At 72.1% G+C, this 16,031-nt stretch carries 11 protein-coding genes and 1 pseudogene; 4 read left to right on the top strand and 8 right to left on the bottom strand.

The window, feature by feature from the left end:
• Nucleotides 1-108: 108 nt before the first annotated feature.
• From ABZS66_RS16585 to deoC, 5 genes and pseudogenes are all read right to left on the bottom strand, one after another.
• Nucleotides 109-999, bottom strand: a pseudogene (locus tag ABZS66_RS16585) (transposase); the annotation flags it as partial.
• 233 nt (nt 1,000-1,232) lie between these two features.
• Nucleotides 1,233-2,432 (bottom strand): DNA primase, encoded by a 1,200-nt coding sequence (locus ABZS66_RS16580; protein ID WP_354758347.1) that lies wholly within the window; start codon nt 2,430-2,432, stop codon nt 1,233-1,235.
• A 30-nt stretch (nt 2,433-2,462) separates the two neighbouring features.
• Nucleotides 2,463-3,356, bottom strand: coding sequence for an aldehyde dehydrogenase (locus ABZS66_RS16575; RefSeq protein ID WP_354758345.1), 894 nt, complete (start codon nt 3,354-3,356; stop codon nt 2,463-2,465).
• On the bottom strand, nt 3,328-4,758 hold the full coding sequence (locus ABZS66_RS16570; RefSeq protein ID WP_354758343.1) for an aldehyde dehydrogenase family protein: 1,431 nt from the start codon (nt 4,756-4,758) through the stop codon (nt 3,328-3,330). The genes ABZS66_RS16575 and ABZS66_RS16570 overlap by 29 nt, the downstream gene beginning before the upstream one ends.
• Nucleotides 4,759-4,765: 7 nt before the next feature.
• Complete coding sequence (gene deoC, locus ABZS66_RS16565; protein WP_190251078.1) at nt 4,766-5,701, bottom strand: deoxyribose-phosphate aldolase; 936 nt, start codon at nt 5,699-5,701, stop codon at nt 4,766-4,768.
• A gap of 25 nt (nt 5,702-5,726) precedes the next feature.
• Here deoC and upp point away from each other — a divergent pair, with 25 nt between their 5' ends.
• The gene (upp, locus tag ABZS66_RS16560; protein WP_238008041.1) at nt 5,727-6,359 is read left to right on the top strand and encodes a uracil phosphoribosyltransferase; all 633 of its coding nucleotides are present in this window, start codon (nt 5,727-5,729) and stop codon (nt 6,357-6,359) included.
• A gap of 16 nt (nt 6,360-6,375) precedes the next feature.
• Here the strand turns inward: upp and ABZS66_RS16555 are convergent, their stop codons facing one another.
• Entirely contained in the window at nt 6,376-8,001 is a 1,626-nt protein-coding gene (locus ABZS66_RS16555) for a phospho-sugar mutase (protein ID WP_354758341.1), read from the bottom strand.
• Nucleotides 8,002-8,026: 25 nt separating this feature from the next.
• A complete protein-coding gene (locus ABZS66_RS16550; protein ID WP_354758339.1) occupies nt 8,027-9,772 on the bottom strand; it encodes a serine/threonine-protein kinase in 1,746 nt (581 codons plus the stop codon).
• 650 nt (nt 9,773-10,422) lie between these two features.
• On the opposite strand from ABZS66_RS16550, the gene ABZS66_RS16545 reads away from it, so the two are divergent.
• Nucleotides 10,423-11,853, top strand: a complete 1,431-nt coding sequence (locus ABZS66_RS16545) for an amidohydrolase (protein WP_354758337.1) — start codon at nt 10,423-10,425, stop codon at nt 11,851-11,853.
• A gap of 46 nt (nt 11,854-11,899) precedes the next feature.
• Nucleotides 11,900-14,152: a hypothetical protein gene (locus ABZS66_RS16540; RefSeq protein ID WP_354758335.1), complete on the top strand. Its 2,253-nt coding sequence runs from the start codon at nt 11,900-11,902 to the stop codon at nt 14,150-14,152.
• Here the strand turns inward: ABZS66_RS16540 and ABZS66_RS16535 are convergent.
• Nucleotides 14,052-15,263 carry a DUF4349 domain-containing protein gene (locus ABZS66_RS16535; RefSeq protein WP_354758333.1) on the bottom strand — a complete coding sequence of 404 codons (1,212 nt, stop codon included), beginning with the start codon at nt 15,261-15,263 and terminating at the stop codon, nt 14,052-14,054. The genes ABZS66_RS16540 and ABZS66_RS16535 overlap by 101 nt on opposite strands.
• A gap of 113 nt (nt 15,264-15,376) precedes the next feature.
• On the opposite strand from ABZS66_RS16535, the gene ABZS66_RS16530 reads away from it, so the two are divergent.
• Nucleotides 15,377-16,009, top strand: a complete 633-nt coding sequence (locus tag ABZS66_RS16530) for an MBL fold metallo-hydrolase (protein WP_354758331.1) — start codon at nt 15,377-15,379, stop codon at nt 16,007-16,009.
• Nucleotides 16,010-16,031: the final 22 nt, after the last annotated feature.

Here is a 16,031-nt window from a genome sequence, read left to right as displayed (position 1 = left end):
CGGCGCAGCCGGGCGTGCAGGTCCGGCTTCTCACTGGGCGGCGGGTCCAGCGTGATGGGCAAGCGGCGTGGCCGGGCGCTGGCGGGTGGTGCGGCCGACCGGGTTCATCTTGTCGGCGAGGACGCCGACGAGGGCCGCGGCGGCGGCGTCGCTGGCCCGGACCGCGGCGACCGACTGCCGGATGGTCTCGGCGACGGCGGTGGTCAGGGCCCGGTTGACGCCGGTGCGGCGGGGGGTCTCGGCGATCGCGACGCGCAGCGCGGTGATCGCCTCGCCGAGCGTCTCGGCGTCGGAGACACCGGTCGCGGCGAGGTCGTTGACGACCTGGGCGTCGCGGTTGCGTCCGGCGGCGCCGCCGCCCAGGATGCCCGGCTCGGGCAGCGCGTCGAGGATGGCCAGCGGGATCGCCTCGGCCGGGTCCGGGTAGGCGCGCAGGGCGGCCGGGTAGAGCTCGCGGAGGACCTCGCGCAGCGTGGCCGCGGCGCTCTGCCGCCCGGCGACCACCGCGGCGTGCGCGGCGAGGACCGGCTTGAGCGGGAGCATGTCGCGGGGCGGGCTCTGGCCGACCGCGGAGAGGACGCCGGCCTGCAGCGCCCGGGCCAGGCCGACCGCGCGCCGTTCGGCGGCGTTCGACTGGATCTCCTCGGGCGACTCGTCATCGGCGAACCGCTCGGCGTAGTCGTCGGCCGAGTCGTCGTCGGTGAAGGCCAGCATGCGGCCCGCCGCGGTGAGCAGCTGGGTGACGACGTGGTCGTCGCTCTCGGCCGCGACCGCCACGGCGGACTGGCCGCCGGAGCGCTGCGCAAGCAATGCGCTCAGCTCGGCGTAGCCGCCGGCGTCGTCGCTCACCTCGCAGATGTCGATGAGTCGGCCGGCGTCGTCGACGACCGCGACGGTCAACCAGATGTCGGAACCCGACTGCGGCTCGGCGGAGTCAGCCGACGCCAGACCGCAGTACACCCGAACGAGCGCCACCGCGTCGTCCTCCTCTCGGGACATCAGTTGAGCTTTCGTCACTCGGCGGGGACGTGTCCCGGCGCCCCGCCGTGTGTTGCCGCAGGTCAAACTGAACGGCCTCTAGTCAACAGGTTGACGGCGCGTGACGCGATCAGCCGAAACGGCTGAATGCCGCCCTGGCTGATCGTCGTCCACCGGCGCCGACCGTCCGATTAGGGGTCGGGTCTTGCGCGCCGTGCCAAAACGCCCACGGCTTAGATCCTGTCGGTCACAAATCAATCACGCCAGTCCGCGGCGGCAGAAATCTTGCCGATTATCGTCCGCCAGCCCAGCGCTGCCTGTTGTGCCCCGATTTTCTTCAGCCGGCGCTTCGCGAAGAAGCCGCCGATGCCACCCGATGCCGCAGCCCGGAGGCCCTCGTCGAGGTCGTCGAGCGGAGAGCCCGTCGAGAGCGCCGTGCGGACCGGCTCGAGGCGCAGGCCGTAAGCAAGGTCACGGGCGGCCTCACCCGCGGCGAGCAGCAGGTCGGCGTCCCACGCGTCCTGTCCGCCGCGGAGGTTCTCCACCACGAGGTCCAGCTCATAGCGGTTCTCGTCCGTGGCGACCACCGACGAGACGGTGATCCGCTTCTTGAGGCTCTCCCAGGTGTCCAGCTGGACCATGTCGTGCTCGGCGTCGGACTGCACGAACTCGACGAGGCCCTCGACGCTGCGGAAGAGCAGGAGCTTGCCCTCGTGGCTGAGGAAGACGGGAACCTCCTCGGGCTCCTCCTCTTCTTCCTCTTCCTCGGCTTCGTCCTCGGATTCGTCCTCGTCAGAGGGTTCGTCGGAGGTTTCGTCCGATTCGTCGGACTCCGTGTCATCCTTGTCGTCGTCCTTGGCCGCGGCGGAACTTTCATCGGCCTCATCGTCCGTCGCGGAGGCGGTCTCCTCGTCGGACTCGTCGTCCGACTTGTCGTCCTTCTTCTTCGCGGCGGCGGACGTCTTCTTCTTGGCGCGCTCGGGCTCCGGCTCGGGCTCTTCCTCGAACATCTCGGGGTTCTCGAGGATGACGACCTCTTCCTCGTCGACCTCGTCCTCCCGGCGCCGCAGCACCGCGAAGTCGTCGTCCTCGTCCTCCGCGACCTGGGTCGGCGTCAGCTCGTTGGACATCCGGTAGGCCCGCAGGGTGTAGCCGACGCCCTTGGGCAGCGCGAGCTCGATCGGCTCGATCTTGACGTCGCTCCACATCGCGTCGGCGAGCGCGGAACGCTCCGCGCCCTTGTCCTCCTCGACGTCGTCGGCGTCGTCGTCGACGTCCTCGACCTCGTCGACCTCTTCGTCGGTGAGCTCGTCAGAGACCTCGACCGGCTCGTCCTGCTTCGAGTCCTTTTTCGAGGCGGACGAAGCAGACGAACGGGATGACTGGCGGGCCACTGTGACCTCCAAAGTCGGCTCGGCGTGCGGGCACCCTGCTGAGTACATGGCCTCGCGCACAAACACCCTAGTGTGCCCGGAGTGCGACGGTCAGACCCCCTTGGGGTGCCACACCGTCTTGATCTCCAGCAGCGAGAGCATCCGGGATACGCCCGGGTCAGCGGCCCAGTCGGGACTGCTCGGGCGGATCACTCGCTTGAGGTTCTCCGCCGCGGCGACCTCCAACTCGCCCCCGAGTGTGGGATCCGTCACACCGGTGAGGTCGATGGCGTTGACGTCCATGTGCGCCGCCAGCCACGGCCCCATCTCGGCGACCTTGCCGGTCAGCAGGTTCACGACCCCGCCCGGCAGGTCGGAGGTGGCGAGCACCTCGGCGAGCGAGGCGGCGGGCAGCGGCCGGCCCTCGGACGCGATCACGACCACGGTGTTGCCACCGACGATCGCCGGCGCGACGACGCTGACGAGACCGAGCAGCGACGAGTCGGCGGGCGCCACGATCCCGACCACGCCGGTCGACTCGGGGGAGGAGAGGTTGAAGTACGGCCCGGCGACCGGGTTGGCCCCGCCGTGGATCTGCGCGATCTTGTCGGACCACCCGGCATACCACACCCAGCGGTCGATCGCGGCGTCCACCAGTACCGCCGCATCCTTCCGGGACAGCCCTTCCGCGGCCTTCACCTCAGCCACGAACTGGTCCCGGCGGCCCTCCAGCATCTCCGCGACCCGGTAGAGGATCTGCCCGCGGTTGTACGCCGTGGCCCCGGACCACTTGCCGGTCGCGGCGCGGGCCGCCTTCACGGCGTCGCGCACGTCCTTGCGGGAGGCGAGCGCCGCGTTCGCCAGGAACTCGCCGGAGGGGGAGTGCACCTGGTACGACCTCCCGGACTCGCTGCGCGGGAACGCGCCGCCGATGAAGAGCTTGTAGGTCTTGCGGACGGCGAGGCGCGCGGGCGTCTCAGTGCTCAAGGTAGGCCTCCAGCCCATGCCGGCCACCCTCGCGGCCGTAGCCCGACTCCTTGTAGCCGCCGAACGGCGAGGCGGGGTCGAACTTGTTGAACGTGTTGGCCCAGACGACGCCGGCGCGCAGCTGGTCCGCGATCTCGAGGATCCGGGAGCCCTTCTCGGTCCAGACCCCGGCGGACAGCCCGTACGGCGTGTTGTTCGCCTTCTCGACCGCCTCGGCGGGCGTGCGGAAGGTGAGCACCGACAGCACCGGCCCGAAGATCTCCTCGCGGGCGATCCGGTGCGCCTGGGTGACCCCGGTGAAGATCGTCGGTGCGAACCAGAAGCCGCGCTCCGGCAGCTCGCACGGCGCCGACCAGCGCTCGGCGCCCTCCTCCTCGCCGACCTGGGAGAGCTCCCGGACGCGGGCGAGCTGGGCGGCCGAGTTGATCGCGCCGACGTCGGTGTTCTTGTCCAGCGGGTCGCCGACGCGCAGCCGCGCCATCCGGCGCTTCAGGGAGGCCAGGAACTCCTCGGCGACCGACTCCTGGAGCAGCAGCCGGGAGCCCGCGCAGCACACGTGGCCCTGGTTGAAGAAGATGCCGTTGACGACGCCCTCGACCGCCTGGTCGATCGGCGCGTCGTCGAACACGATGTTCGCCGCCTTGCCGCCCAGCTCCAGGGTGAGCCTCTTCCGGGTGCCGGCGACGGACCGCGCGATCGCCCGCCCGACCTCGGTCGACCCGGTGAACGCCACCTTGTCGACGCCGGCGTGCTCGACGAGCAGCCGCCCGGTCTCCCCGGCGCCGGTCACGATGTTGACCACGCCCGGGGGCAGCTCGGCCTGCTGGCAGATCTCGGCGAACAGCAGCGCGGAGAGCGGCGTCGTCTCGGCCGGCTTCAGCACGACCGTGTTGCCCGCGGCGAGCGCCGGGGCGATCTTCCAGGCCAGCATGAGCAGCGGGAAGTTCCACGGGATGACCTGGCCGGCCACGCCGAGCGGCTTCGGGTCGGGCCCGAACCCGGCGTAGGGCAGCTTGTCGGCCCAGCCCGCGTAGTAGAAGAAGTGCGCGGCGACGAGCGGCACGTCGACGTCGCGGGACTCGCGGATCGGCTTGCCGTTGTCCAGCGACTCCAGGACCGCGAGCTCGCGGGCCCGCTCCTGGATGATCCGCGCGATCCGGAAGAGGTACTTCGCCCGCTCCCGCCCCGGCATCGGCCCCCAGACCGTGTCGAAGGCGTGCCGCGCGGCGCGGACCGCGTCGTCGATGTCGGCGGCGTCGGCGCAGGCGATGTCGGCGAGAAGCTCCTCGCTGGCCGGGTTGATCGACTTGAACGGCTCGCCCTTGCCGCCGACGAACTCGCCGTTGATGAAGAGGCCGTACGACGAGCGGATGTCGACGATCGACCGCGACTCGGGCGCCGGTGCGTACTGGAAGTCCATCGTCGTCCTAGTCCAGGGTGAAGTAGTCGGGGCCCGAGTAGCGGCCGGTGGCCATCTTGGTGCGCTGCATGAGCAGGTCGTTGAGCAGCGTCGACGCGCCGAACCGGAAGCGGTCCGGGTCGAGCCAGTCCGGGCCGGCCGTCTCGTTGACCAGCACGAGGTACTTGATCGCGTCCTTGGCGGTCCGGATGCCGCCGGCGGGCTTCACGCCGATGATCCGGCCGGTCTGCTCGCGGAAGTCGCGCACGGCCTCCAGCATCACCAGCGTCACCGGCAGCGTCGCCGCGGGCTGCACCTTGCCGGTCGAGGTCTTGATGAAGTCGGCGCCGGCCAGCATCGCCAGCCAGGAGGCGCGGCGCACGTTGTCGAGCGTCGCCAGCTCGCCGGTCTCCAGGATGACCTTGAGGTGCGCGTCGCCGCACGCCTCCTTCACCGCCGCGATCTCGTCGTGGACCTCGGCATAGCGCCCGGCGAGGAACGCGCCCCGGCTGATCACCATGTCGATCTCGTCGGCGCCGGCCGCGACCGCCGCCCGCGTGTCGGCGAGCTTGACGTCGAGCGGCGCCTGGCCGGACGGGAACGCGGTCGCGACGCTCGCCAGGTGCACGCCGGTGCCGCGCAGGGCCTCGGCGGCCACCGGGATCATCGCCGGGTAGACGCAGATCGCCGCGGCGCTCGGACAGGTGGCGTCGGCCGGGTCGGGCCGCACCGCCTTGGCGCACAGCGCGCGGACCTTGCCCGGCGTGTCCGAGCCTTCCAGCGTGGTCAGGTCGACCATGCGAATGGCCAGGTCGAGGGCCTGGGCCTTGGCGGTCGTCTTGATCGAGCGGGTGCCGAGCATCGCGGCGCGCTGCTCCGCCCCGACCTGGTCGACGCCCGGCAAGCCGTGGAGGAAGGTCCGCAACGCGCCTTGTGAGCGCGCGACCTCGGCGGTGAGGGTCATGTCCCAAATACTAGGCTGTCGGTCTGTGGACGTACTCGTGGTGGATCACCCCCTGGCCAAGTCGCGACTGACCGCGATGCGCGACGAACGCACCGACAACGGTGCCTTCCGGGCGGCATTGCACGAACTCACCACGATGCTGGTGTACGAGGCGGCGCGCTCGTTCGCGACCGAGACCTTCCCGGTCAAGACGCCGGTCGCGGTCGCCGAGGGCACCCGCCTGGCCAACCCGCCGCTGCTGGTGCCGGTCCTTCGGGCCGGGCTGGGCATGGCCGACTCGGCGCTCGCGCTGTTGCCGGAGTCGTCGATGGGGTTCGTGGGGCTCGCCCGCGACGAGCACACGTTCCAGCCGCGCGCCTACATGGAGTCGCTGCCCCGCGACCTGGCCGGCATCCCGGTGCTGGTCCTCGACCCGATGCTCGCCACCGGCGGCTCGCTGGAGCACTGCGTGCGGCTGCTGGTCGACCGCGGCGCGACCGACATCACCGTGCTGTGCGTGCTGGCCGCGCCGGCCGGCATCGAGCGGCTGGCCAACTCGGGGCTGCCCATGCGCCTGGTGACGGCCGCCATCGACGAGAAGCTCAACGAGCGGATGTTCATCGTTCCCGGCCTCGGCGACGCGGGTGACCGGCAGTTCGGGGGCATGCCCCGGTTCTGACCTTCCCGGTGACGCCCTAGCGCAGGCCGAGGGCGGCCGCGGTCTCGGTGCGCAGCGCCGCCAGCGACGCCGCGGCCGTCTCGCGGGCCTTGCGGATGTCGCCGGCGACGACCGGCTCGACGACCTCCAGGTAGGCCTTGAGCTTGGGCTCGGTGCCCGACGGGCGCACCACCACGCGGGTCGTGCCGGCCCGCACGATGAGCACGTCGGACTCGGGCAGGCGGTCCTCGATGCCGGTCACCGGCTCGTCCAGCAGTTCGGCCGGCGGCCGGCGGCGGATCGTGGCCATCGCGTCGGCGATCTCGGACAGGTCGTCGACGCGGACCGAGAGCTGGTCGGTGGCGTGCACCCCGTATTGCACGGCGAGCTCGTCCAGCCGGTCGGCGAGGGTGCGCAGCTCCGCCTTGAGCCCGGCGGCGAGCTCGCACACCAGCAGGGCCGCGGTGATGCCGTCCTTGTCGCGGACCATGGGGGGCGCCACGCAGTACCCCAGCGCCTCCTCGTAGCCGTAGACCAGGTCTGCGCCATCAGGGCCGGCCCGCACGATCCACTTGAAGCCGGTCAGCGTCTCACCGTAGGGCAGCCCGCGGGAGGCGCACATGCGCGACAGCAGGCTCGACGACACGATCGTCGTCGCGTAGCGCCCCCGCACCCCGCGCCGCATGAGGTGGTCGGCGAGCAGGGCGCCGACCTCGTCGCCGCGCAGCAGGCGCCAGCCGCCGTCGTCGAGCGGGACGGCGACCGCGCACCGGTCGGCGTCCGGGTCGTTGGCGATCGCGATGTCGGCCCCCGACTCCTTGGCCAGGGCGAGCAGCAGGTCGGTCGCGCCCGGCTCCTCCGGGTTGGGGAACGCGACGGTCGGGAAGTCGGCGTCGGGCTCGGCCTGGGCCTCGACCACGAACGGCGCCGGATAGCCGGCGGCGGTGAGCGTCGCGACGAACACGTCCCGGCCGACGCCGTGCATCGGGCTGTACGCCACGACGAGGTCGCGCGGCACCTCCGGGTCGACGACGCCGATCGCGGCGTCGACATACGCCTGGACGATCTCGTCGGTCAGCACCTCGCCCGGCGGGCCCAGCGGCACGTCGGCGAGCGGCCCGACGGCCCGGATCGCGTGCTCGATCTCGACGTCGGCCGGCGGGACGATCTGCGAGCCGTCGCCGAGATACACCTTGTAGCCGTTGTCCTGCGGAGGGTTGTGGCTGGCGGTGACCATCACGCCGGCCGCCGCGCCGTGCTGCCGGACGGCGAACGCGAGCACCGGCGTCGGCAGCGGGCGGGGCAGGAGCAGCGCCGGCCGCCCGGCCCCGGTCGCCACCCGGGCCGTCTCGACCGCGAACGCGTGCGAGCCGTGCCGGGCGTCGTAGCCGACCACGAGCGGCCCCTCGACCCGGTTGTCGGCCAGCCAGCGGACCAGGCCGGCGGCGGCCGCGCGCACCACGGCCAGGTTCATGCCGTTGGGCCCGGCGCGCAGCGGCCCGCGCAGGCCGGCCGTGCCGAAGCGGAGCGGGCCGGCGAACCGGTCGGCCAGGTCGTCGCCCCGGTCCAGGGCGGCCCGCAGCTCCTCGCGGGTCGCCGGGTCCGGGTCGCCGGCCAGCCAGGCCTCGGCCTCGGCCCGCAGGTCACGCTCCGTGGAGGTCATGCGACCTTCATAGCACGGCCCGGTGTCACTGCCCGGACGGTCCGCCGCTGAGCTTGAAGCTGCGGACCATCTCGTCGAAGATCGCCTTGCTCTCCTGGAACCGCGCCTCGGGCACGGTCACGAAGAAGTGGTATGCCTTGCCGCCGACCACGATCGCGTTCCACAGCGCGTGCCGCTGCTGGTCGCCGGTGCCGCAGGTGTACTCCAGGATCGCGGCGTCGTGCCCGTCGAGCTTGTCCTCGTCCATGTTGGCCCGCGTGTAGGGCGGGGCGCAGCTGGACGCGGTGGTCTGCAGGCGCTTCTCGGCGCTCTCCAGGAACGCCTTCGGTGTGCTCGACGCCTTCTCGATGTTGACCCGGATGCGCCGGTTGGCGTCCGACGGGTCGGTGATGTCGAAATACGGCGTGCTGGCGTTGCCCAGCTTGGCCTGCTTCCAGCCCTTCGGCACGTTGACCGTGATGCCACCCGGGTGGGTGAACGCCTCGACCTCGAAGGACGGCTTCGCCGGGCCGCTCGACGTGGTGCCGATCGGCTTCTGGCTCTGCGGCGTCTCGTTCGCGCCGGAGAACAGCCCGGAGAAGGCCACGGCCGCGATCAGCACCACGGCGATCCCCGCCGCGGCGGCGATCTTCACCGCCTTCGGGGCCCGCTTGGCCCGCTCGACGAACTGCTGCGCGGTGTTGCCCTGCGGCGGGGGTGGCGGAGCCTGCGTCCAGTCGGGCCCCAGCGCGCCGGCCGAGTAGCGGCTGGCGTCGGTGCGCTCCAGCTCGACGTCGGGGCGCCCGGGGGCGCCCTGGGCCGGGGCGTTGTGCATCCGGCGCAGCGCGCCGCTGACCGTCTCGCCCGGGGCCATCATCGCCCGGCCGCCGATCTGCCCGGTCGGCTGTTGCGGGGTCGCGACCGTCGGCTGATGCGTCGGGCGGACCACCGCGTAGGGGTCGGTCATGTGGGCCGGCGCGTTGCTGGCCAGCGGGCCGGCCATGAGGTCGCGCAGCACGGCGCGGGCCGTCTCGACGTTCCAGCGGCGGGACGGGTCCTTCTCCAGCAGCCCGTAGAGCACGCCCGCGAGCGGCCCGGCGCGCATCGCCTGCGCCGGCGGCTCCTCGACCACGGCCCGCATCGTCTCGAACGGGTCGCGCTTGTCGAACGGCGGCCGCCCCTCGACCGCCGTATACAGCGTCACGCCCAGTGAGAACAGGTCGCTGGGCGGGCCGAACTTGGCGCCGATCGCCCGCTCGGGCGAGATGAAGTGGGGCGAGCCGAGCACCATCCCGGGCGTCGTCAGCTCGCTGTCGGTGGGCATCCGGGCCACGCCGAAGTCGGTGAGCACGCACCGGCCGTCGCCGCAGATCAGCACGTTGGCCGGCTTGACGTCACGGTGCAGCACGCCGGCCGCGTGGGCCACCTCGAGCGCGCCGAGCAGCGCGATGCCGATCTTCGCGACCGCCCGGGCGGCGAGCGGGCCGTCCTCGACGATCATCTCGGCGAGGCTGCGGGCCTGGAGCAGCTCCATCACGATCCACGGCCGCCCGGCCTCGGTGACCACGTCGTAGACCTGGACCACCGCCGGGTGTGAGAGCGCGGCCGCCGCGCGGGCCTCCCGTAACGTCCGCTGATACATGGAGTCACGGTCGCTCGGGGCCAGGTTGGGCGGGAGGATCACCTCCTTGACGGCGACGTCGCGGCGCAGGAGCGTGTCGCTCGCGCGCCAGACGGTGCCCATGCCGCCGTGACCGATGGCCGTGCGCAGCGCGTAGCGCCCGCCGATCACGACACCGGGAGCGGCGCGCTGCCCGGGAACGGGCGGCGCCGTCGAACCCGGTTCGCGCGGTTCACGGGCGGGGACGTCGTTGGGGGTGTCGGGGCCGCGCGCAGGATCACGCCCGGCTCCGGCGGAGGCCAGAGCACCGGTGGGTGGCAGGGGCTCGCCATGCCACGTCGGAAGCTGAGTCACAGGCAGTTAACCGTCATGGGAGGGGAGGGTTGACTTCTCGCCCACTATCTTGCGTGCTCCCGCCCGTCGAAGAAAGGTGGGGTCGTGTCCTTCACCGTACCGTGACCCGGGCGCGACCCTGCGTGCTGATCTTGTCGCGCTCCGGACCATTCCAGGATTGAAACGGTTCGTTCGGGGAACCGAAACGGTACGCCACCGCGTCTACGCAGGTGACGGAAACCTCTGCGGAACACCCGTGAAGCAGATTTCCTGGAGTTTGGCGAGTGTTCGCCGATTGACGGACGTCCGGTCCGGCACCGAGCCCCGGCTTCGTGCCAGTCTGCGGCGTTCGCCGTTACTGTGCGTCGCATCTGACCGACAGTGACGGTGGCGCCGCTGCGAAAACGTACCGCGACAGCACGTGACCGTGACGCGAGTCGCCCGTTGAAGGAGGTGGGGGTTACTTGTTGGCGAGCCAACCTGCAAGTATGCACCTCCGGTCGGGTTTGAGTGACGCTGAGCTATCCGAACATCACCAGAATGATGTTGCGCTCCGTCACCTTGACCCGGTTAGTCTGTCCATGGCACGCATGGGGCGCGCCGCTCCATTAGACCGAAATAGAGAACTCACCGTGACGAGAGCGCTGACGCTGCCCGATCCTGCCGCATCTGCGGCGCGGTCGGTCAGCAAGTTGACGTCGTCCTGGCCCGAGACTCCACCTGGGGCCGATCCGCTGCCCGGTCAACTCGACCGATGGCTTGCCTCCCGTGGGGCTGAGCTTGTAGCGGTGCGACGTCACATTCACGCGCACCCGGAGCTGTCCGGCCAGGAGTTCGAGACGGCGGCGCTCGTCGCCCGCGAGCTCACCCGCGCCGGGCTGTCCCCGCGCATGCTGCCCAAGGGCAACGGCGTGATGTGCGACATCGGCTACGGCGACCGGGTGATCGCGCTGCGGGCCGACCTCGACGCGCTGCCCCTGCCCGACACCAAGGACGTGCCCTACCGCTCGACGGTCGACAACGTCTGCCACGCCTGCGGCCACGACGTCCACACGACGATCCTGCTGGGCGTCGGCCTCGCGCTGGCCCAGCTGGCCGAGCGCGACGAGCTGCCGGGCCGGGTCCGCCTGCTGTTCCAGCCGGCCGAGGAGACGATGCCGTCGGGCGCGCCCGAGGTCATCGCCGCCGGCGGGCTCAAGGACGTGGCCGCGATCTACGCCCTGCACTGCGCGCCGCAGCTGCCGGTCGGCCTGGTCGGGGTCCGCTCCGGCCCGTTCACGGCGGCCGCCGACAAGATCGAGGTCCGGCTCACCGGCCGCGGCGGGCACACCGCCCGCCCCCACCTGACCGCCGACCTGGTCCACGCGCTGGGCCGCATCCTGGTCGACGTCCCGTCGCTGCTCGACCGCAAGCTCGACGCCCGGGCCGGGGTCTCGATGGTCTGGGGCGCGGTGCGCGCCGGCGAGGCGGCCAACGCGATCCCGATCGAGGGCTTCGCCCGGGGCACCATCCGGGTGCTGAGCCGCGAGGCCTGGCGCGAGGTGCCCGACCTGGTCACCAAGCTGGTCCACGACGTCATCGCGCCGACCGGCGCCGACGTCGAGGTCACCTACACCCGGGGCGTCCCGCCGGTGGTCAACGACCGGCTCGCCACCGCGATCATCGCCGGCGCGGCCGCCGCGGCCCTCGGCCCGGAGCGGGTCGTCGAGGCCGAGATCAGCATGGGCGGCGAGGACTTCGCGTTCTACGTCGACAACGTGCCCGGCTCGATGATCCGCCTCGGCGTCGGCGTGCCCGGCTCGGACACCAAGTTCGACATCCACCAGTCAGCCTTCGACGTCGACGAGCGGTCGATCGGCTACGGGGTGCGCGTCATGGTGCACACCGCGCTGGCCGCCCTGAGCGCCGGAGCCTTCTGACCGTTCCAGACTGACAAATCGACCATCATCTGGTAACCCCGCATGTATGGTCACCGAGTTGCGCGTGCACGGTGTCACCGGCTCCCGCGCGGAGGACGTCCTCGACCGGCCTCTCCTGCACCGGGTGGCCGGCGACACCGACGCCGGCTTCTTCCGCCCGCGCCCTGAGTACGGCGCGACCCGCGGCCCCGGCGGCGCCGTCCTCGAGGCGTACCGCTGGGGCAACCTCACCGCCGGCGCCGCCGCCCGCGCGCTCTGGCTGCTCCTGCTGCCGTTCATGCTGGCCAACGTCACGCTCTGGCTGCGGCCCGACGTCCATCCCGGCCCGCGCGCCGCGATCCGCGCGCTGACCCGCATCTTCGCGCTCACGATGACCGCGTCGTTCGTGCTGTCGTTCGTCGAGGTCTCGATGGACCTGGTCGGCTGGCAGTGCGCGAACACCGCCGGCTGCCTCGACGGCCGCTGGTACCTCAGCCCGCTCACCGGCGCCAGCACCGGCCGCCGCCTCGCAATCACCGCGCTGGTCCCGATCCTCGCGATCGCGTTCCTGTGGTTCCTCGGCCGGCGGACCTGGTCGCGGTACGAGGCGTTCCCGGCCGCCGCCGACGGCGATGGGGACGGGCTGGCCCACCCGTGCTTCTGGAACGGCAAGCCGCTCGTCGGGCGGCTCCGCTCACTGCACATCGCGTTCGCCTACGCCACGCTCGACGCGGTGCTGCTGGGCATCCTGGTGCCGCGCGACCGGCACTGGCTCGGCTACACCTTCGCCGGTATCTGCCTGCTGCTCCTCGTCGCCTGCGCCGTCGCCGTGACCGTGCGGCCCGTCGTGGACCGCGACCGGCCGGCCCGGTGGGCGCTCGGCTTCACCCGCGCGGCGAGCCACGGTGCCGTGGCGCTCACCGTCCTCACGCTCGCCTACGCGTCGCTGGAGCGGGACCCGTGGGCGGCGACCGGGCGGCTGCCGGTGTTCGGCGGGACGGTGACCGCGCTGTTCGCGGTACAACTGGTGCTTTTGACGATCCTGGGAGCGGTGGTCCTCGGCAGCCGTCCCAAGGGAACGTTCCTGCAGGGGCTGGCCGGGCCGATCGTCGCCAGCATCGGGCTCGGGGTGGCGGTCGCGTTCTCGGCCGGCCTGTCCTACCGGGTCGCCGACTTCCTCGACCGGCGCCGGCTGCCGTCCTCGGCCGACTACGTGCCCTGGCAGCCGCTCCAGCCGCCGCCGACGTACGAGTGGGCCGCCGCCGGCTTCGTGCTGATGCTCGTCATCATGCTCGTCGTGGCGCTGGTCGCCGGGGTGCCGCTGAACCGGCGGCTGCGCCGGTATGCGCGGGTCGTCACCGACGCCGACTTCCGCGGCGGGCGCCGGCAGGACGCGGCCCGCGCGAAGCGGATCGACACCGCGATCGCCGACGCGCTCGTCACCGACCACGTCGGCCGGATGCTGCTGTGGGTGTTCGTCCCGACCGCCGTCGCCGCCGTCGCCGCGACCTGCTTCGCGCTGTTCGCGGTCCGGCCGGTGCGGCTCGCCCCGCCGAACTCGGTCCCGGCCGAGATGCTGTCGTTCGCCGTGAACCTCGGGACGTACCTCATCGGCCTGGCCGTGCTCGGGCTCATCCTCATCGGCGTGCTCGCCTACCGGTACCAGCGGTTCCGCCGGATCGTCGGGGTGCTGTGGGACCTCGGCACGTTCTGGCCGCGGGCGGCGCACCCGCTGGCGCCGCCGTGCTACGCCGAGCGGGTCGTGCCGGAGCTGGCCGGCCGCGCGTCCTGGCTCGCCGCCGAGCAGGGCGGCGTGATCCTGTCGGGGCACAGTCAGGGGTCGGTGCTGGCGGCCGCCACGGTACTGCAGATGCCCCCGGAAGCGCAGTCGCACGCGGCCCTGCTGACCTACGGCTCGCCGCTGCGGCGCCTCTACGCGCGCTTCTTCCCCGCTTACGTCAACGACGCCGTGCTCACCCAGGTCGGTGCGGTGCTGGCCCGGCCCGCGGACGACGCCGCGGTACCGGGCCAGCACACCCCCCGTTGGGTCAACCTGTGGCGGGACACCGACCCCATCGGCGGACCGATGGAGTCGCCGGCCGCACGCGACGTGCGGCTGGTCGACCCGCCGGGCTTCGGCATCACGCCCGGCGACACGGTGTTCCCCAAGGTTGACGGACACTCCGGCTATCAGCAGCAACCGGGATTCGGTTCCGCGGTCAGCGGTCTCCTGCAGGACCTGTCGGGTCCGCCGGATTCGTCGGTGCCGCGTCAGCCGGCGGCTCCGGCGACGGACCAGTTTCCGCAGATCCAGGCCTAGCCTCCGGTGCCGGGGCCGCACCTGCCCCGTCCTGGCCACTTGAAACCATGGCGTCCGGCTGGCTTGCGATCCGCTGGGTGGCAACCGCGCCGCCCGGTCCCGGGGGCGGTGGAACCGGTCCGGGCGGCGCGGAGATCGGGGCGGGGCCGAACGGCCGCGGCGGAACGGCACCCGGCGGCATCGGCGGCATCGGCCGCGGCGGCATCGGGCCGCCGGCCATCGCGAGCGCCGGGCGCTTCGGCCGGAACCGCCGCAGCAGCCAGACGAGCAGGTAGATCGGCGCACCCAGCACCAGCAGCCACGGCAGCAGCCACCCGAGCACGGTCAGCGCCACCCGCGCCGAGGTCAGGAACGCCGACCAGCCGTTGCGCAGCCCGACACCGATGCCGAGCTCCTCCTTGTCGACGGCCGCCTCCGGCCCCAGCAGTACCAGCGTGATGGTCGACAGCGCGGTCAGCCCGTCGAGCTTCCGCTTGCGGGCCTGGAGCGACTCGAGGTCGGACTCGCGCCGGGACAGCTCCGACTCCAGCGCGGTGATCTCGCTGATCGTCTGCGCCCTGGCCAGCAGCGCGCGGATGCGGTCCACGCTCGCCTGGGCCGTCTGCAGCCGCGACTCGACGTCGACCAGCTGGTCGGTGACGTCCTGTGCGGAGATCTGCCGGTCCTCCTCGTCGCCGAGCCCCTTGAGCTGGTCGAGGGTCGCGCTGAACTTGGCCGCCGGCACGCGCAGCGTCAGCGTGCCCTGCGACCGCCGGTCGTCGTGCCGGCGGTTGTCGCCGCCGACGAAGCCGCCGGCGCCGGTGACGTACGCGATCGCCCGCTGGGCGGCCGCGTCCACGTCGTCGACCCGGACCGTCATCGTGCCCGAGTAGATGATCGCGCGGTCGTCGACGTCGAGGTTGTCCGGGACCTTGCCGGGCTGGTTGCCCTGGGCCAGGTTGTCCTGGGCCGGTCCGGCGCCGCCCCCTTCCTGCACCGGCGCCACCGCGGGCGCCACGCCGTCACTGCCGCTGCTGCTGGAGTCCTTGGCACTACTACCGCACCCGCTCAGCGCCATCAGCACGGAGGCGAGTGCCCCCGTCACGAACAGTGTGGTGCGCCTGACTGACATGACGCCTCCTGGGTAAGGTCGATCGGGCGATCGAACTGCACCCTGGGACGCAGCCGGGTGCGGCATCGGTTCCCGGCACTTGTGTCACGGTTCTGCCACGAGGAGGTCACCGGATGCGCATCACCAAGTACACCCACGCCTGCCTGCGCCTGGAACACGCCGGCGGGGTCATGGTGATCGATCCCGGCGTGTTCAGCGAACCCGAGGCGCTGGACGGTGTCGACGCGGTCCTCGTCACGCACGAGCACTTCGACCACATCGACGTCGACCGCCTGCGCGCGGCCGCGGCCAGGCAGCCCTCCCTGACCGTGTACACCCACCCGGACGTCGACGCGCAGCTCACCGAGTTGGACGCGGAGAAGTTCGCGGTGGCCCCGGGCGACACGTTTGTCGCCGCGGGCATGACCGTGCGTGCCTACGGCGGGATGCACGCGGTCATCCACCCCGACATCCCGCGGATCGTCAACGTGGCATTCCTGATCGAGAGCCCCAACGGGCCGATCTACCACCCGGGCGACTCGTTCCACGTCCCCGACGAGGAGGTCGCGACCCTGTTCGTGCCGGTCTCCGCCCCCTGGCTCAAGCTGGCCGAGGCGATCGACTTCACGCGCGCGGTGAAGCCGGAGCGCGCCTTCGCCCTCCACGACAGCCTGCTCGTCGAGGCCGGCCAGCAGATGGTGACCGGCCACATGAACCGCCTGTCCGGCACCCACTACACCCGCCTGGACCCGGGCACGACGATCTAGCTGGTTTGGTCGGGGCCTACCG

Origin of the sequence: Dactylosporangium sp. NPDC005572 (assembly GCF_040605515.1) — a bacterium.
Taxonomy (GTDB): Bacteria; Actinomycetota; Actinomycetes; order Mycobacteriales; family Micromonosporaceae; genus Dactylosporangium.
Note: the sequence above shows the minus strand (reverse complement) of the source record. Positions and strands in the feature narration are given on the sequence as shown.